The sequence below is a fragment of the Kitasatospora sp. NPDC023176 genome (assembly GCF_055560495.1).
Genome location: NZ_JBVHIP010000017.1, coordinates 73,664 through 91,772, shown reverse-complemented (window position 1 = coordinate 91,772; position 18,109 = coordinate 73,664). Strand labels below are relative to the sequence as shown.

12 protein-coding genes are annotated in these 18,109 nt (G+C 72.3%); 8 read left to right on the top strand and 4 right to left on the bottom strand.

Translation table 11 applies throughout. From position 1 onward, the window contains the following. Positions 1–16 precede the first annotated feature (16 nt). Positions 17–769, top strand: coding sequence for a maleylpyruvate isomerase family mycothiol-dependent enzyme (locus ACZ3YL_RS23150; protein WP_188308886.1), 753 nt, complete (start codon positions 17–19; stop codon positions 767–769). A gap of 106 nt (positions 770–875) precedes the next feature. Here the strand turns inward: ACZ3YL_RS23150 and ACZ3YL_RS23145 are convergent, their stop codons facing one another. Beyond that, a complete protein-coding gene (locus tag ACZ3YL_RS23145) occupies positions 876–2,072 on the bottom strand; it encodes a TIGR03364 family FAD-dependent oxidoreductase (RefSeq protein WP_465659506.1) in 1,197 nt (398 codons plus the stop codon). A gap of 162 nt (positions 2,073–2,234) precedes the next feature. Between ACZ3YL_RS23145 and ACZ3YL_RS23140 the strand changes: the two genes are divergently transcribed. From ACZ3YL_RS23140 to ACZ3YL_RS23110, 7 genes are all read left to right on the top strand, one after another. Next, positions 2,235–2,996, top strand: coding sequence for a GntR family transcriptional regulator (locus ACZ3YL_RS23140; protein WP_465659504.1), 762 nt, complete (start codon positions 2,235–2,237; stop codon positions 2,994–2,996). A 4-nt stretch (positions 2,997–3,000) separates the two neighbouring features. Further along, positions 3,001–3,690 carry a phosphonatase-like hydrolase gene (locus ACZ3YL_RS23135; RefSeq protein ID WP_188306646.1) on the top strand — a complete coding sequence of 230 codons (690 nt, stop codon included), beginning with the start codon at positions 3,001–3,003 and terminating at the stop codon, positions 3,688–3,690. A 211-nt stretch (positions 3,691–3,901) separates the two neighbouring features. Beyond that, positions 3,902–7,492 carry a DNA polymerase III subunit alpha gene (dnaE, locus tag ACZ3YL_RS23130; RefSeq protein ID WP_465659502.1) on the top strand — a complete coding sequence of 1,197 codons (3,591 nt, stop codon included), beginning with the start codon at positions 3,902–3,904 and terminating at the stop codon, positions 7,490–7,492. A gap of 183 nt (positions 7,493–7,675) precedes the next feature. After that, positions 7,676–8,461 carry a class I SAM-dependent methyltransferase gene (locus tag ACZ3YL_RS23125; RefSeq protein WP_223242707.1) on the top strand — a complete coding sequence of 262 codons (786 nt, stop codon included), beginning with the start codon at positions 7,676–7,678 and terminating at the stop codon, positions 8,459–8,461. Between the two features lie 289 nt (positions 8,462–8,750). Then, a complete protein-coding gene (locus ACZ3YL_RS23120; protein WP_188306648.1) occupies positions 8,751–10,235 on the top strand; it encodes a Y4yA family PLP-dependent enzyme in 1,485 nt (494 codons plus the stop codon). After that, positions 10,232–11,560 (top strand): pyridoxal-phosphate dependent enzyme, encoded by a 1,329-nt coding sequence (locus tag ACZ3YL_RS23115; RefSeq protein ID WP_188306649.1) that lies wholly within the window; start codon positions 10,232–10,234, stop codon positions 11,558–11,560. The genes ACZ3YL_RS23120 and ACZ3YL_RS23115 overlap by 4 nt, the downstream gene beginning before the upstream one ends. A gap of 5 nt (positions 11,561–11,565) precedes the next feature. Next, positions 11,566–12,762 (top strand): aminotransferase class V-fold PLP-dependent enzyme, encoded by a 1,197-nt coding sequence (locus ACZ3YL_RS23110; RefSeq protein WP_317621221.1) that lies wholly within the window; start codon positions 11,566–11,568, stop codon positions 12,760–12,762. A 51-nt stretch (positions 12,763–12,813) separates the two neighbouring features. Here ACZ3YL_RS23110 and ACZ3YL_RS23105 read toward each other — a convergent pair whose 3' ends face one another. The 3 genes from ACZ3YL_RS23105 to ACZ3YL_RS23095 all read right to left on the bottom strand — a co-directional run bounded on the left by ACZ3YL_RS23105 (position 12,814) and on the right by ACZ3YL_RS23095 (position 17,962). Next, positions 12,814–15,564 carry an alkaline phosphatase family protein gene (locus ACZ3YL_RS23105; protein ID WP_465659499.1) on the bottom strand — a complete coding sequence of 917 codons (2,751 nt, stop codon included), beginning with the start codon at positions 15,562–15,564 and terminating at the stop codon, positions 12,814–12,816. An 80-nt stretch (positions 15,565–15,644) separates the two neighbouring features. Beyond that, complete coding sequence (locus ACZ3YL_RS23100; protein WP_465659497.1) at positions 15,645–17,018, bottom strand: ABC transporter permease; 1,374 nt, start codon at positions 17,016–17,018, stop codon at positions 15,645–15,647. Then, a complete protein-coding gene (locus tag ACZ3YL_RS23095; RefSeq protein ID WP_188306651.1) occupies positions 17,015–17,962 on the bottom strand; it encodes an ABC transporter ATP-binding protein in 948 nt (315 codons plus the stop codon). The genes ACZ3YL_RS23100 and ACZ3YL_RS23095 overlap by 4 nt, the downstream gene beginning before the upstream one ends. Positions 17,963–18,109: the final 147 nt, after the last annotated feature.

Sequence of the window (18,109 nt, the reverse complement as noted above, 5' to 3'; positions counted from 1 at the left end):
ACTGGAGACAGCCCCCATGACCCCGCTGGACCACGGCGCCGCCGTCGCCGCCGAGACCGCCCGCTTCGTCGCCGCCGTACGGCAGGCCGACCCCGCCCTCCCGGTGCCCGGCTGCCCCGACTGGACGCTCGCCGACCTCGTCCGCCACACCGGCAGCGCCCAGCGCTGGTTCACCGTGCTGCTCCACCAGCGGATCCAGGAGCCGCCGCGCAGCCGGGACGTCGACCTGCGGCTGCCGGAGCGGCCCGAGGACCTCCCGGACTGGCTGGCCGAGGCCGCCGAGGAGGCCGGCGCCGCGTTCGCCGAGGGCGACCTCGACGCGCCGATGTGGGCCTGGGGCGCCGACCAGCACGCCCGGTTCTGGGTGCGGCGGATGCTGTTCGAGACCCTCGTCCACCGCGTCGACGCCGAGACCGCGCTCGGTCTGGCGCCGGAGATCGACCCGGCCCTCGCGGCCGACGGCGTGGCCGAGTTCCTGACCAACCTGCCCTTCGCCACCCTGTTCGCCCCCGACACGGCGCGGCTGCGCGCCGAGGACCGGACCATCCGCTTCACCCGCACCGACGGCGAGGGCGACTGGCTGGTCCGGCTGCGTCCCGACGGCTTCGGCCTCGACGACTCCGCTGCGGCGGCCGACGCCACCGTCCGGGCCTGCGCCGCCGACCTGCTGCTGCTCCTGTACGGGCGGCTCGACCGCACCGCGGCCGGCATCGAGCTGGCCGGGGACGCGGAGCTGCTGGCGCACTGGTTCGCCCACTCCGCCTTCTGAGCACCACCGGGCGACGCGCCCGGAAGGAGACCGGCCGGACCTGCGAAGGTCCGGCCGGTTCTTTCGTCCTGGCGGGGCGCTCCGGCCGTGACAGGTGCCGACCGGGTCAGCCGGTCGCGGCCAGGGTGCCGTCGAAGCCGGCGGCCGCGAGGCCGAAGGACAGCGTCATCCCGATCCCCGAGGTGACCGAGAGGGCCCGCACCCCCGGGGCCAGGTCGCGCACCAGCAGCGGGCCGCGCGGGCTGCTGGCGTAGACGCCCTGCCAGCGCTCCAGGATCCGCAGCGTCGGCACGCCCAGCACCCGGGCGACGGCGTCGATCAGCAGCTCGTGGGTGCGCTCGTCGACGAACGGCGGGGTGGTGGCGTCGTAGTGGTGCGAGTCGCCGACCAGGACGCTGCCGTCCGGCAGCCGGGTGAACATCACATTGGCGCCGATGTCCAGCAGCTCCGCGCTGTGGCCCAGCACCTCCGCCCGAAGCAGGGCGGCCGAGGACTGGGAGGTGAAGGCGTCGTAGCGCAGCATCGACGTGGTGGTCAGCACCGCGGTGTTGGTGCGGAAGCCGGCCGGGGCCTCGGCCCGTGCCATGGTCAGCCGGCAGCGTTGGACCTGGTGGTCCTCGGCGATGTCGGGGAACAGGTAGTCCACGTCGTGGCCGACGCAGACCAGGATCCGGTCGCCGTGCACCGGGCCGCGGGTGGTGTGCACCGTGCCGGACTCGACGCCGGTGACGGCGGTGCCCCACCGGACCCGCCCGCGCGGCTGCTCGGCCACCCAGCGGGCCAGCGCGGGCGCCGCCTCGCGCGGGTTGACCCGCAGGTCGGCGGGCAGCAGCGCGCCGCCCACCAGGTCGTCGGCCGCGCCCGCCGCGCGGCCGAGCACCTCGGCCGTCTGCGCGGCGGTGCGCAGCCGCACCGCGTCGGCGCCGCGCTCGGCGCTCAGCTCCTCCAGGACGGCCGCCTCGGTCGCCGACCGGGCCACCACCAGGGCGCCGGCCTCCTCGGCCCAGAAGCCGGCCGCCGCGGCGGCGCGCAGCCAGCCGGAGCGGGAGCGCCGGGCGAGGCCGAGCAGTTCGCCGTCCTGGGCGGTGATGCAGCAGTGGCCGAAGTTGCGGACCGAGGCACCGACCGGCTGCCGGTCGCGGTCCACGACGGTGACGGACAGTCCCCGGCTCAGCGCCTCGAAGGCGTGGGCCAGGCCGACGATGCCGGCGCCGACGATCACCACGTCGCTGTGGCCGGGCGTGCCCGGGGCGCGGGAGGGGGATGCGGCGGGGGTGGTTGCGGGTGCGGTGCTGCTGCTCATGAGTCCAGCTAACGGGTTTTCCGATGCCGGAGTCAAGAGATGTATGTACAAGTTACCGGCTGTTCATCCACGCGACGATCCCCGGGAACGCGCAGGTGAACAGGAGAAACCGCAGGTGGACCGACCTTGAGAAGTTTCGCTCCGGGGTGTCATAGTCAACTTGTGAAGACAAGTGAGGAGCTTCCTCTCCACCAACGGCTCGGCGCCGAGTTCCTGCGCCGCATCGAGTCCGGCGAGTGGCCCGAGGGCAGGCCGGTGCCCAGTGAGTCGCAGCTCTGCGCCGAGTTCGGCACCTCCCGCGGCCCGGTCCGCCAGGCCCTGGCCATGCTGCGCAGCGCGGGCAGCCTGGTCGGCGGGCGCGGAAAGCCGCCCGTCGCCCACCGCACCACGCCCTCCCAGCCCTTCGACACGTTCCTGTCCTTCACCCAGTGGGCCCGCGGCATCGGCCGCGAACCCGGGCAGCGCACCATCGAGGTGGCCCGCCGTCGGGCCTCCCCGGAGACGGCGGCCCGGCTCGGCCTGGCCGAGGGCGAGCCGGTCGTCGCACTCGTCCGGCTGCGCCTGCTGGACGGCGTCCCGGCCATGCTCGAACGCTCGACCTTCGTCCACGAGGTCGGCCGCGTCCTGTTCGACTTCGACCCGGACACCGGCTCGGTCTACCAGGAACTGCTGCGCCGCGAGGTCGACCTGCACCACGCCCGGCACACCATCGACGCCGTCGCCGCCGGGACGCAGGACGCCGAACTCCTGGACGTCGCCGCCGGGGACCCGCTGCTGCGGGTGCGCCGGCTCACCACGTCCGGCCAGGGCGTGCCGCTGGAGGACGCCGACGACCGCTACCTGCCGGCCATGGCCACCTTCACCATCGAGAACACCATCGAAGGCCGTACCGTCATCGGCCGCTACCGCACCGAAGAGGACTGACACCGTGATCGAGCTCGCCGCCCTGGACATGGCCGGTACCACCATCAACGAGTCGGGCGCCGTCTACCGGGCGCTGCGCACCGCCGTCGAGCGCACCGGCGTGGCCGTCACCGAGGCCGACCTCCAGACCTGGATGGGCACCGACAAGCGCGAGGCCATCGCCGCCCTGGTCCGCATCGGCGGGGGCACCCCCACCCCCGAGCTGGTCGAGGAGAGCTACGCGGCCTTCGCGGACTTCCTGCGCGAGGCCTACCGCAGCACTCCCCCGCAGGCCATCCCCGGTGTCGAGGAGGCCCTGGCCGAGCTGCGCCGACGCGGCATCAAGGTCGCGCTGACCACCGGGTTCAGCGACGACGTCGCCTACCCGCTGCTGGAGTCGCTGGGCTGGTCCACCGGCGAGGGCGGCAACCTGGACGCCGTCGTCACCTCGGACGAGGTCCCGCGCGGCCGTCCGGCGCCGCACATGATCCACCGGGCGATGGAGAAGACCGGGGTGATCGACACCCGCCGGGTGCTGACCGCCGGCGACACCGTGGTCGACGTCGAGGCCGGCCGCAACGCCGGGGCCGGCGTGGTCGTCGGGGTGCTGACCGGGGAGCTCGGCCGCGCCGACTTCGACGGCCACCCGTACACCCACGTGCTGGCCGGCGTCACCGAGATCCCCGGCCTGGCCGAGGTCCAGCAGACCGCCTGAGGCCGCCACCGGCACCGGCCGGGCACCGGGACGGCGGCCCGGCCGGCGGCCGCGGACGGCCGTCCGGACGCGCGCCGTCAAGGAGGCGGAGCGGCGGCGGGAGGAACCCGTCAAGACTCCCGCCCCGGACACCCCGCCCGGCGCGTCGACCGGGCCGACCCGCTAGCCTGGATCGCTCCGCCCACCGAGGTCCACCGAGGAGCAAAGCGCCGTGTCCGACAGCTTCGCGCACCTGCACGTCCACACCGAGTACTCGATGCTGGACGGGGCGGCGAAGAACGGCAAGCTGTTCGCCGAGGCGGAGAGACAGGGCATGCCCGCCATCGCGATGAGCGACCACGGCAACATGTTCGGGGCGTACGAGTTCTTCCACGCCGCCGCCAAGACCGGGGTGAAGCCGATCATCGGCATCGAGGCGTACGTCGCCCCGGCCTCCCGCTTCCTGAAGAAGCAGGTGTTCTGGTCGCCGGGCGGCCAGCGCCCGTCCGGCGCCGACGGCGAGGGCGGCAAGGACGTCTCCGGCGGTGGCCGCTACACCCACATGACGATGTGGGCGCAGAACGCGGCCGGCCTGCGCAACCTCTTCAAGCTCTCCTCGCTCGCGTCGATGGAGGGCTACTACATGAAGCCCCGGATGGACCGCGAGCTGATCGCCGCCAACGCGACCGGCATCATCGCCACCACCGGCTGCCCCTCGGGCGAGGTGCAGACCCGGCTGCGGCTGGGCCAGTACGACGAGGCGGTCAAGGCGGCCGGCGCCTACCAGGACATCTTCGGCAAGGAGAACTACTTCCTGGAGCTGATGGACCACGGCCTGGACATCGAGCGCCAGGTCCGCGACGACCTGCTGCGCCTGGCCAAGGACCTGAACATCCCGCTGCTGGCCACCAACGACTCGCACTACGTGACCGCCGACCAGGCGGACGCCCACGACAGCCTGCTCTGCGTCGGCGTGGGCAAGAACAAGGACGACCCGAACCGGTTCAAGTTCCAGGGCACCGGCTACTACGTGAAGACCGCCGAGGAGATGCGCGAGCTCTTCCGCGAGCTGCCGGAGGCCTGCGACAACACCCTGGCGATCGCCGAGCGGGTCGAGTCGTACGAGGAGGTCTTCACCTACGTCGACCGGATGCCCCAGTTCGACGTGCCCGAGGGCGAGACCCAGGCCTCCTTCCTGCGCAAGAAGATCGAGGTCGGGCTCAAGCACCGGTACGGCGACAACCCGAGCCAGGAGGTGCTGGAGCGGATCGAGCTGGAGATGGGCGTGATCACCCCGATGGGGTTCGACGCCTACTTCCTCGTGGTCGCCGACATCTGCCAGTACGGCCGGGACAACGGCATCCCGGTCGGCCCGGGCCGCGGTTCGGCGGCGGGCTCGATGGTCGCCTACCTGACCGGCATCACCCAGCTGGACCCGCTGGAGCACGACCTGCTGTTCGAGCGCTTCCTCAACCCCGAGCGCATCAACCCCCCGGACGTCGACATCGACTTCGACGACCGCCAGCGCGACCAGATGGTCCGCTACGTGACCGAGAAGTACGGCGCCGCGTACACGGCCCAGGTGAACACCTTCGGCACGATCAAGGCCAAGGCGGCCGTGAAGGACGCCAACCGCATCCTCGGCTACCCGTTCGCCATGGGCGACCGGATCACCAAGGCGATGCCGCCGGACGTCATGGGCAAGGGCGTGCCGCTGGCCGACCTGTTCGACGAGAAGCACTCCCGGTACAACGAGGGCACCGAGATCCGGTCGCTGTACCAGAACGAGCCCGACGTCAAGAAGATCATCGACACCGGCCGGGGCATCGAGGGCCTGATCCGCGGCACCGGTGTGCACGCCGCGGCCGTCATCCTGTCCTCCACCCCGCTGCTCGACCTGATCCCGCTGCACATGCGGGACAAGGACGGCGTGATCATCACCGGCTTCGACTACCCGTCGTGCGAAGCCATGGGCCTGATCAAGATGGACTTCCTGGGTCTGCGGAACCTGGGCATCATCGACCACTGCATCAAGATCGTGAAGGCCAACCGGGGCATCGACGTCGACATCGAGAAGATCCCGATCGACGACCCCACCACCTACCAGCTGCTGGCCCGCGGCGACACCCTGGGCGTGTTCCAGCTCGACGGCGGCCCCATGCGCGCCCTGCTCAAGCTGATGAAGCCGACCGAGTTCGCCGACATCTCCGCCGTCTCCGCGCTGTACCGGCCCGGCCCGATGGGCATGAACTCGCACACCAACTACGCGCTGCGCAAGAACGCCCAGCAGGAGATCATCCCGATCCACCCGGAGCTGGAGGAGCCGCTCAAGGACGTCCTCGGCCCCACCTACGGCCTGATCGTCTACCAGGAGCAGGTCCAGCGAGCCGCCCAGGTGCTGGCCGGCTACTCGCTCGGCCAGGCCGACCTGCTGCGCCGCGCGATGGGCAAGAAGAAGAAGGAGGTGCTGGAGAAGGAGTTCGTACCCTTCCACGCGGGCTGCAAGGAGCGCGGCTACTCCGACGAGGCCATCCAGGCGGTGTGGGACGTCCTGGTCCCCTTCGCCGGCTACGCGTTCAACAAGTCGCACTCCGCCGCGTACGGCCTGGTCTCGTACCAGACCGCCTATCTGAAGGCCAACTACCCGGCCGAGTACATGGCCGCGCTGCTCACCTCCGTCGCCGACGACAAGGACAAGATGGCCGTCTACCTGGCCGAGTGCCGGCAGATGGGCATCAAGATCCTCTCCCCGGACGTCAACGAGTCGGTGGTCGACTTCACCGCCGTCGGCAGCGACGTCCGCTTCGGCCTGAAGGCCGTCCGCAACGTCGGCGTGCCGGTGATCGAGTCCCTGGTCGCCACCCGCGCGGAGAAGGGCAAGTACACCTCCTTCCCCGACTTCCTGGACAAGGTCGAGCTGGTGGTCTGCAACAAGCGCACCGTCGACTCACTGGTCAAGGCGGGCGCCTTCGACTCGCTCGGCCACACCCGGCTCTCGCTCAGCACCGTGCACGAGAGCGCGATCGACGCCGTCACCGGGGTGAAGAAGCAGCAGGCCATCGGACAGGACGACCTGTTCGGCGCCCTGGACGCCGGGGACGGCGGCGGCCCGGGCATCGGGCTGGACTTCCAGCTCACCGAGAACGAGTGGCCCCGGCGCCAACTCCTCGCCCTGGAGCGCGAGATGCTCGGCCTGTACGTCTCCAGCCACCCGCTGGACGGCGCCGAGCACATCCTCTCCCAGAACCGCGACACCTCGATCGCCGAACTCCTCGGCTCCGGCCGCTCCGAGGGCGAGGTCCGGCTCTCCGGCCTGATCACCGGCGTGGACCGGCGGATCAACAAGGCGGGCAACGCCTGGGCGATCATCACCCTGTCCGACCGCGACGGCTCGGTCGAGGTGCTGTTCTTCCCGGCCACCTACAACCTGATGGCCGAGCAGATGATCGAGGACAACGTCATCTCGGTCCGCGGCCGGCTCAACGAGCGCGACGGCTCGCTGAGCATCTTCGGCCAGGAGATCACCACCCTGGACGTCTCCTCCGCCGAGCTGGGCACCAAGCCGCCGGTGCAGATCACCGTCCCGGTGCACCGGATCACCCCCCAGATGGTCTCCGAGCTCAAGCTCGCCCTCCAGGCCCACCCGGGCGACGTCCCGGTCCGGCTGCTCACCACCAACTGGGACAAGAACACCCTGTACGAGCTGGGCTTCCGGGTGAACCCCGACAACGGGCTCGCCTCCGACGTCAAGACCCTCCTCGGCAACCGCGCCTGGGCGGGCGCGGCCGTCCGCGCCGCCTCCGAGCAGCCCGTCGGCAGGTAGGCACTGCCGGGCCGACCGGGGCGGGGCGCTGGTGCGCCCCGCCCCGGTTCCGTCGTGTCTCACCCGTGAGATGAAAACGGATATCATTACGGCTCGGGTAGTGGATCGCGCCGATGGATCGCGCCGGTTCCGTTGCCAATCCAGATGGACATGACATACATGGGCATCGAACGGGGACTGCGCATGCGCACGGACACAGCGGGAGTCGGAATGCCGGTGGACGCGACCCTGGCCGGAGCCTGGGTGGAGCGCTGGGAGCGCCAGCAGGAGCGCTACGCGGTGGAGCGCGAGGAGCGGTTCACCGTCATCGTCGACGTGGTGGAACAGGTCGTCGGCCACCGCGAACGCCCGCTGATCGCCGACCTCGGCTGCGGCCCCGGCTCACTGTCCGCGCGCGTCGCCGACCGGCTCCCGCACGCCGAGGTGATCGCGGTCGACATCGACCCGCTGCTGCTCGCCCTCGGCCGGGCCGGCCACCCCCGGGTCACCCGCTGGGTGGAGACCCTGATCGGCCGGCCGGGCTGGATCGAGGACCTCGCGCTCGACCGCCCGCTGGACGCCGTACTCTCCTCCACCGCACTCCACTACCCGCCGCCGGAGGCGCTGCTGCGGATCTACCGCGACCTCGCGGGCGCGCTGAGCCCCGGGGCCGTCCTGGTCAACGGCGACCACCTCGTCCCCGAGGAGCCCTCCCTCGCCGAACTCGCGCTCGCGATCGGCCGACGCCGCTCCCAGCGCCGGGGCGTCGGCGGAGAGGAGGACTGGTCGCAGTGGTGGGACGCCGCCGGTCGGATCCCCGAGTTCGCCGAGCTGCTGGCGGCCCGGGAGCGGCAGCTGCCGCCGAGCGAGGGCGGCGACAACCGCCTGTCCGCCGCCCAGCACGCCGACCTGCTGCGGGTGGCCGGCTTCCGCCAGGCCGGCTCGGTGTGGCAGTACGGCGCCAGCTCCGTCCTGGTGGCACTGCGCTGACCGCTCCCTCACCGGAGATCCAACTCCCTTTCCTCACAAGTGGATTGGCCCCCTTCGCATTGGCACAGACTTTGCGATGGCGTGACAGAAAGCGCTGTCGATTCAATGTGGAAACAGTTACCGTTTCCCTCGGTCGACGACGCCCCTCGCGGCGGGATCCGCGCCCGGCGTCCGACCGTGCGCGCGCCGAGCCGGCGTGCGGACGAGCGGGGCAACGGGGCCGACAGGGGGCAGCCTGTCGGTGGTCGCGCCCCCTCAAGCCGACCTCTGACGGGGAGCAGATTCGCCGATGCGGCCCTCACCGCTCTATCTGGAACCACGGCTGGAGCCGCGGCTCCGATCCCTCCTGGAGACAACCGACTTCCTGCACACGCTGGTCGACGCACTCGGGTCACCGCTCAACCTGCTGCTGCCCGAACAGCTCGCCGACAACCTGGCCCGCTTCCGGGCCGTCTACCGCAAGCACCATCTCACCGGCCGGATCTACTTCGCCCACAAGGCCAACCGCTCCAGCGCGCTCGTCCGGCGGCTCGCCGCCACCGACGCCGGGCTGGACGTCGCCTCGCTCGGCGAACTCCAGCACGCCCTCGGCGCCGGCTGCACCCCCGAGCGGATCATGGCCACCGGCCCCAAGAGCCGCGAGTTCCTCTGGCTGGCGGCCCGCACCGGCGCCACCGTCCACCTGGACTCCCGGGCCGAACTCGACGACCTCGCCGCACTGGTGCGCACCCACGCCCTCCCCCGGGTGCCCGTCATGCCCCGGCTGTCCGGCTTCCGCTCGCCGGGCGTCACCGTCCTCAGCCGGCCCAGCCGCTTCGGCTCCCCCGTCGGCGAACCGGACGAACTGCTCGACGCGCTCGAACGCCACCGGGACGCCGTCGAACTCACCGGCGTCGCCTACCACCTGGACACCACCGGCGTCGCCGAGAAGGCCGTCGCCCTGGAGGCCTGCATCCGGCTGATGGACGAGTGCCACCGCCGGGGCCTGCGCCCGCGCACCATCGACATCGGCGGCGGCTTCGGCGTCAACTACCTGGCCGACGCCGCCCAGTGGGAGCGGTACACCACCGAACTCACCAACGCCGTCCTCGGCCGGCGGCCCCCACTCAGCTGGCAGGGGCACGGATACGGGCTGCGCAACGAGTCCGGCACCCTGCGCGGCGCGCTCGGCCTGTACCCGGCGCACCGCCCGGTCGCCGCCGAGGCGTACCTGGACGAGCTGCTCTCCCACCGGGCCCCCACCCTCGGGCGGCCGCTCGGCACCCTGCTGCTGGAGAACATGTACGACCTGGCCGTGGAGCCCGGCCGGGCGCTGGTCGACCAGTGCGGGGCCACCCTCGGCCGCGTCCTGGAGGTGCGGCACACCCCCGACGGCGACTGCCTGGTGCGGCTGGAGATGAACGCCCGGGACGCCAGCCTGGAGGACCACGGCGTGCTGATGGACCCGGTGCTGATACCCCGCCCCGGCGCCGCGACCACCACGGGTGAGCCCGTCGGGGTCCACCTGATCGGCAACCTCTGCCTGGAGGCCGACCTGATCACCCGCCGGCTGGTCTTCCTGCCCCGCCTCCCCGCCCCCGGCGACCTCCTCGCCTTCGCGAACACCGCGGGCTACCTGATGGACTTCAACGCCGGCGGGCCGATCCAGCAGCCCGTCGCGCGCAAGGTCGCCGCGTACCGGCAGGACGGCGCCTGGCACTGGCGCCTCGACGAGCAGTACTGGCCCCTCGACACCACGGGGGCCGCGACACACCAGGGGGACGGACGGGCATGAGGTACGACAGCATCACCGACGCGATCGGCGACACCCCGCTGCTCCGGATCGACCCGGCGGTGACCGGCCTGCACAACATCGACCTGTACGCCAAGCTCGAACTGCTCAACCCCTTCGGCTCGGTCAAGGACCGCGCCGCCTGGAACATGACCCGTGAGGCCCTCCCGGGCGCCGTCGCACGCGGCGACACCATCGTGGAGCTGTCCAGCGGCAACACCGCCAAGGCGCTCGCGCTGATCGCGGGCATGCACGGACTGCCGTTCAAGAGCGTCACCAACCGGATGAAGGTCCCCGAGATCAAGGACCTGCTCCTGCTGCTCGGCGCGGAGATCGAGGAACTGCCCGGCCGCGCCGAGTGCCTCGACCCGACCGACACCGACGACCCGCTCACCCGGATCCACCGGATGCTCTCCGAGGCGGAGTCCGGCTACCTCCACACCGACCAGTACTACAGCCCGCTCAATCTCCAGGCGCACCTCACCGGCACCGGGCCGGAGATCGTCCGCGACCTCGACGGCCGCGCCCCGGACGTCTTCATCGCCTGCGTGGGCACCGCCGGCTCCTCCACCGGCGTGGCGACGGTGCTGCGCGCCCACAACCCGGCGGTCGAGGTGGTCGGGCTGGTCGCCCACAAGTCCGACTTCATCCCCGGCATCCGCACCATCGACGAGGTGCACGAGGTCGGGCTGTTCGACCCCGGCACCTACGACCGCATCGCGTCGGTGACCGCCGACCAGGCCATCGACGGGATGCTCACCCTGGTCCGCCGCTGCGGCCTGCTGGCCGGGCCGACCGGCGGCGGCGCCTACTACGGCGCGCTGCGCCATCTACGGGCCCTGGACGCCGAGTTGGCGGACACCGATGAGCGCCGGACGGCGGTGTTCATCGTCTGCGACCGGGTCGAGAGCTACCTCGGGTACCTGCGCGACCGCCGGCCGGAGCTGTTCGACCAGCCCCCGCGGCCCCACTCGGTGTCCACGCTGACCGAGGCCGAACTCGCCGCCGTCCGGGCCGTCGACGTGGACGCCGCCCGCAAGTGGATCGCCGAGGAGCGCCCGCTGGTGATCGACCTGCGCGGCCCGTTCGCCTACGCGGCGCTGCACATCGAGGGCTCGGTCAACATCGTCGACGAGCTGTTCGACGAACTCCTGCACGGCGGACTGCCGTTCGGCACCCGACAGCCCGTCCTGCTGGCCTGTCCGGTCGGCGAGAAGTCGGTGCGGTACGCCGCCCTGCTCACCCGGATGGGACACCAGGACGCCCGCAGCCTGGCGGGCGGCATCATCGGCTGGCGCGACGCGGGCGCGCCGCTGGTCCGGGACTGAACGGGGTGGCGGAGATCAGCACACTCGAAGAACTCGACTCCTGGCACCGCGCGTTGCGGGCCCAGTTCCCGATCATCGTGGCCGATCCGGAGCAGGCCTACCTGGACAGCGCGGCCACCTCGCAGAAGCCGCGGGCGGTGCTCGACGCCGTTCACCGCTACCTGACCACCGGGAACGCCAACGCCGGGCGCGGCACGTACACCTGGGCCAACGCCACCACCGCCCTGGTCGAACGCACCCGCACCCGGGTCGCCGCCTTCCTGGGCGACCCGGCCCCCGGGCACCCCTCCGGCGTCCACTTCACCAGCGGCACCACCGAGGGCCTGCGCACCGTCGCCCGGGACTGGCTGCCGCTCCACCTGCGGGACGGCGACGAGATCATCGTGCCGTTCGCCGACCACCAGGCGAACGCCCTGCCCTGGCTGGAGGCGCAGCGGCTGCTGGCCGCCCAGGGCGTGCGCGTCCTGGTCCGCGAACTCCCGTACGACCCGGCCTCGCACGACTACGACCACCGGGCGCTGCCCGGACTCGTCACCGAACGAACGGCGTTCGTCGCCGCCACCCACGTCCACCACGTGTACGGCGGCGACATGAACGTCCACCGGATCCGGGCCGCCGTCGGCCCGGACGTCCCGATCTGCCTGGACGCGGCGCAGAGCGTCGGCCACCTGCCGGTGGACGTCACCGCCCTCGACGTCGACTTCGTGGTCTTCTCCGGCCACAAGGCCCTGGCCCTGCCCGGCACCGGCGCGGTCTGGGCCCGCAACACCCGCGGCCCGGAGTTCCGTCCTGGCGGCTGGAGCGGCACCCCCAACACCAGCGGGATCGCCGGACTGGAGGCCGCCCTGGACTGGCTGGACGCCGCCGGCACCGAGCAGATCCAGCGCTGGACCACCGCCCTGGCCGCCCGCCTCACCGACGGCCTGCGCGGCTGTGACGCCTACCGGATCCTCGGCTGCCAGCAGAGCCTGGCCGCCGACTCCCCGGTCCAGCGGCGCGAGGGCATCGTTACCTTCCGCCACCGCGGCATCTCCTCCACCGACCTGGGCTTCGTCCTCGCCAGCCACGGCCTGATGGTCCGCTCCGACGGCCACTGCCAGGCCCGGGCCGGCGAGGCCGACAGCTCGGTGCGGGTGAGCCTGCACGCCTACAGCTCCCCCGAGGAGATCGACCGCCTGCTCGCCGTCCTGCTCAAGCTGTGAAACGAGTCCCGGCCCGGCGGTCCGGCCGGGCCGGGACTCGTTCGGCAGGGGTCAGCCGTCGTTCTCGGCGGACGGGATGTAGGCGCCGGGGACGTCGTCGGGGGCGTGGATGGCGTTCTCACCCGGGTACGGGGTGGTCCAGTTGTGGGTCTGGTACCAGGTCAGGTGGTTCATCTGGGCCGGGTTGGCGCGGTCGGGCGCGGCGCTCGGGCCGGTCAGCTGCTGCCGGGACTTCCAGGTGTCCCACTGGGCGGCGACGCCCTGCTCGGCGGCCGGCGGGGCGGTGGTGACCGGCGCGGCGGCGGCGGTGCGGTCCTGGGCGCCGGGGACGTCGACGCCGCAGGCGGGCGGGGTCTTCAGGCCGTCGGTCAGCGAGGTGCGGTTGGGCACCGCGCTGAACGGGGTGTAGTCCGGCTTGTCGGTGAAGGCCGTGGCCATCGGGGTGGCCGCGCTGTCCTTCTGGTTCATCGGGTGGATCCCGAGGATCTGCTCGATGGTGCGGACCATGGTGATCTGCGAGTAGTAGCGGCTGTCGACGGCGCCGTGCTGGGCCCAGGGGCTGATGATCTGGATCGGGGCGCGGTGGCCGTCGACGTGGTCGAGGCCGGCCTGGGAGTCGTCCTCGACCACGAAGATCGTGGAGTCCTTCCAGTACTCGCTGTGCGAGATCTCCTGGACGATCCTGCCGACCGCCAGGTCGTTGTCGGCGACCTGCGCGGCCGGGGCGGCCGGGCCGCCGGTGTGGTCGCTGGACAGCCACAGCATGTTGAGGTTCGCCGGGCCGTTCTGCTCGAAGTCCTGCTTCCAGATCTGGTAGCGGTACTGGTCCGGGACATCGAGGTCGAACTTGGGGAAGCCGGGCACCGACGCGTCGTTGAGCGAGGGGATCGGCGACGAGGAGTTGAGCGGGTAGGCGGTGTCGTCGCCGGTCGCCTCCATGTTCTTGGCGTCGCAGTACAGGTTCTGCCAGTTCGCGCCGTCGGGCTTGGTCAGGAACTGGTGGAACTCGCCGAAGTCGCGGACGTCCTGGCCGGCCGCCTGGGCGCCGGTCCACAGGAAGCCCGAGCGCTGGTGGCCCAGGGCGTCGTCCTCGGTGTCGTAGCTGCGCTCGTACTCGCCGGCCGAGGACTCGGTGTACTCCGGGTTGTCGGCCTGCATCAGCCAGTTGTGGCCCTCGGCGGAGTTGGTGCCGATGTCGTAGGTGTTGTCGTACAGCCCGAACTGCTTGGCCAGCGCCTGCTGGTTGGGCGTCACGTTCGCGCCGAACTGGGCGAGCTTCGGGTCGCCGTTGCCCTTGCCGATGTCGCCGAACACCTGGTCGTAGGTGCGGTTCTCCTTGACGATCAGGAAGACGTGCTTGATCGTCGACGGGTCGCCGATCCGGGCCGGCACCGCGACCGGCTTCGCCCTGCGCCGGTCGGCGGTCTGGACCGCGCCCTTGGTCCAGCCGTTCTGCCGGAAGACCTTGTCGGTCTGGGAGCGGATCTCCTGGTCGCTCGGCAGGGTGAACCGGGTCAGGCTGGAGGTGGTGTCGTGGGTGTTGTGGGCGCCGGTGGAGTTGGGGCGCCGGGCGTCGATGCCACGGGTGTTGGAGACGACCACCGTGGAGCCGACGGTGGTGACCTCCGCCGGGAAGTAGTCGGTGGGCAGCAGGCCGATGTAGCTCACCGGCTCCTGGGCGCCGGCGAAGCGGTAGACGGCGACGGCGTTGGCCCGGCCGAGGGTGACCAGCAGTCGCCCGTCGTCGGTGAGGGTCACGGCGGTGGGCTCGTAGCCCACCGAGGCCTCCGGCCAGGGCTTGGTGGAGATCCGCTGCACCACCTTGTCCCGGGCGGCGTCGATCACGGACACCTGGTCGGAGGAGGTGTCCGCGACGAAGACCGTCCCGTTCTTGGCGTAGACCGCCGTCGGGTGCAGGCCGACGTCGATGGTCCCGACGGCGGCGGCCCCGTTCGAGAGGTCGATCACGCTGACGGTGCCGGAGGTGGCGGCGCCGGTGTCCGGGTCGGCCGGCACCTGGGTGCCGTAGGAGTTGAGGGTGTCGTCGTCGGGGGTGGCGGCGCGCCCGCCCTCGTTGCCGACGTACAGCTTGTGGCCGACCTGCGCGATGCCGCGCGGGGCGGTGCCGGTCGTCCAGCTCTGCCCGAGTCTGCCGGTCGCCGCGTCGATCGCGACCACCCGGTTCTGGCCGTTGACCGCCGCGTACACGGTCGCGCCGTCGGCGGAGAACACCGCGCCGGAGGCCAGCGCGTGCTTGGTCCCGTCGGCGGGGATGGCGATCCTCACCGGGTCGGCGAGGGAGCCGTCGGCCTTCACGGTGAACTTGGTGTACCCGTCGAGCTGGCCCAGCCAGAGCTGCTTGCCGTCGGGCGAGTAGACCGGGGCCTCCTGGCCGACCGAGCCGTCGGTCAGGTGGAGGTCGGCGGTCCTGGCTTTGCCGGCGCGCTGCTGCACCTTGCCGGTCCTGAGGTCCACGATCACGAGCGAGGCGTCGCCGTCGGCCAGCGACGCCGCCAGGTGGGTGCCGTCCGGGCTGACCCGGGAACCCATGATCTTGCCGTTGTCGATGACCAGCCGGTCGCCGTACGGGGCGATGTACTGGTCGCTGGAGATCACCTGGCCGTCGGCGGTGACCTGGCCGACCTGGTCGGTGCCGAACTGCTGGGTGGCCGCGAAGGCCGTACCGGTGGCCACGGCCACCGCCGTGATGCACGCCGTGGCCAGGGTGGCCCGGCGGCCGACCCGGCGGCTGAGGACCACCGGGTGGTCCTTCTGGATACGTCGACGACGCGTTACCTGCATGGCGTCAGCCCTTCGTTGTGATCGGTCGCGGGGAGTGGGTCCGGTGCGTCGGGAGCTTCGTGCGGGCCGGCCGGGCGCGGTCAGTCCGTCGAGGAGTCGAGCAGGGCGATCTGACCGTCGAACTGCCACAACGGGTTCGGGGCGTCGCCGGTCGCGGTGTGCACCAGGAAGTAGCCGTTGACTTCCTTCGGCCCGTCACCGTCGGCCATCACCCGCCCGTCCGAGGCGACGTCCAGCTGGTAGATCGCGGTGCCCGGGGCGGCCGTGCCGGGCAGGTGCCAGGTGACCACGCAGCGCCAGTCGTTGCCCGGCCCCTCCGGATCGACCTGGCCGTCGCCCCGGTTGCACTCCGCGCTGACCCGCAGGTCGGCCTCGGTGACGGCGGGGCGGTGCAGCTGCTCGGTCTGCAGCCGGTAGAGGTGCGCGAACACGGTGGCGACCGACCGCTGCACCTTCGCCTGGGTGATCCCCGACCCGGTCGAGGGCGTGGCCACCGCGACCGCGCCGGTGCCCAGCGCGAGCAGCCCGGCCAGCGGCAGCACCCCGTAGGTGAGCGCCCGGCGCTTCTCGCCGTCCTCGTTGCCGGTGGTGAAGTCCCGCCGGACGAACAGCCGGTAGGCCGCCGTGGTGGCCGCCGCGGCCCACCCCAGGCTCACCGCGACGGCGATCAGCAGCTCGTCGAGCCGGTTCGGGTCGGCGAACAGCCCGTTCCAGGAGACGAAGGCGTAGCCGGGCAGGGCGAGGCGCAGCGCCACCGGCAGCGGCAGCGTCTGGGCGAGCTGCATGGCGACGGCGGACAGCGCGGGGACGAGCAGCCCCATCGGGGAGCGCCCCAGGATGACGGAGCCGAGCAGCCCGAGCGCCGCCAGCGCCAGCGTGGGCGCCAGGGCCGCCGCCCAGGCCAGCAGGACGCTCGCGGCCGCGGCGGACGGTGCCAGCTGGTGCCCGTCGACGCCGACCAGCGGCTGGTTCCCGACGGCCGCCAGGCCGCCGGCGACACCGGAGGCCACCAGCCCGGCGACCAGCAGCACGATCACGGTCGCGCTCGCCAGGGTCTTGGCGAGGAAGATCCGCCGCGGCGAGCGGACCGCGACCAGCAGGTGGCGCCAGGTGCCGAGCCGGTCCTCGGCGGCGAACACGTCGCCCGCGACCACGGAGGTCAGCAGCGGCAGCGCCCACGAGCCGGCGAAGCCCAGCACCACCAGCGGGCCGGCCCAGCCGGTGGCGTGCATCCAGCGGCCGAACAGGGTGTCGGAGGGCAGCGTCCCCTGCTGGGCGACCGCGGCCACGAACAGCCCGGGCAGCGCCCAACAGGCCAGCACCAGCAGCCGGATCCGCCACTGCGAGACCAGCTTCACCAGCTCGAAGCGGTACACCCGGCCCACCGGGACCGGACCCGCCCCGGGCGTGGGGGCGGCACCGGCCACCGCGTCCCCGGCCATGACCGTGCTCATCGCCCACCCTCCTGCTGTTCCTCGGTGAGGGCGAGGTACGCGGCCTCCAGCGGCGACACCACGGGCGCGACCTCGCGCACCCGTACGCCCTCCTGCACCAGTGCGGCCACCAACTGCTCGACGGCCGGCCCGCAGGCGCGCACCACCAGCGCCTCCGTGCCGCGCCACGCCCCGGCGTCGTCCACCACCCGCACCCCCGCGGCCCCGTCGGCCACCCGTCGGGCGGTCCGCAGGTCGGAGGTGAGCAGCCGATGGTCCAGCTCGCGGGTCTCGGCCGCCAGCTTGCCCAGCGGGCCGGAGTAGCGGACCCGGCCGGTCGCCAGGATCGTCACCTCGGAGCAGAGCGCCTCCAGGTCGTCCATCCGGTGGCTGGAGAGGAGGATGGTGACGCCGCTGTCGGCGAGCCTGCGCAGCGCGCCGTGGACGTGCTGCTTTCCCGCCGGGTCAAGGCCGTTGGAGGGCTCGTCGAGCACCAGCAGCCGGGGCTCGGTGAGCAGCGCGGCGGCCAGCCCGAGCCGCTGGCGCATGCCCAGCGAGAAGCCCCGCACCCGGTCGTCGGCGACGTCCGTCAGCCCGACCTCGGCGAGCACCCCGTCGATCCGGCCGGACCCGGTCCGCAGGCCGCGCAGGGCGGCCAGCGCGGCCAGGTTCTTCCGCGCGGTCAGCGACGGGTAGAGGCCGGGGCCGTCGACGAAGCCGGCCACGCCGTCCGGCGCCGGCAGCGCCCGCCCGACCGGTCTGCCCAGCACCTCCAGCTCGCCGTCGTCGGCGACGGCCAGGCCGAGCAGCAGCCCGAGCAGGGTGGTCTTCCCGGCGCCGTTCGGCCCGGCCAGCCCGTGGATCCGGCCGGGCGACAGCTCCAGGCCGACGCCGTCCAGCGCCACGACGTCACCGAAGCACTTCGTCAATCCCCGTGCCCGTACGACAGGTTGCGTGTCTTCCATGGCTCCTTCTCGCAGTCCCCCAGGGAAGCTATGGGCTTGACGGGGTGGAGTCAGGAGCGGGCGGTTGAACACCGATGAAACAGCAGAGGGTCGGCTCGCACCCGGCCTCCGGACGGGCGGTGGCCGGGTGCGGCGGGGGGTGCGGGA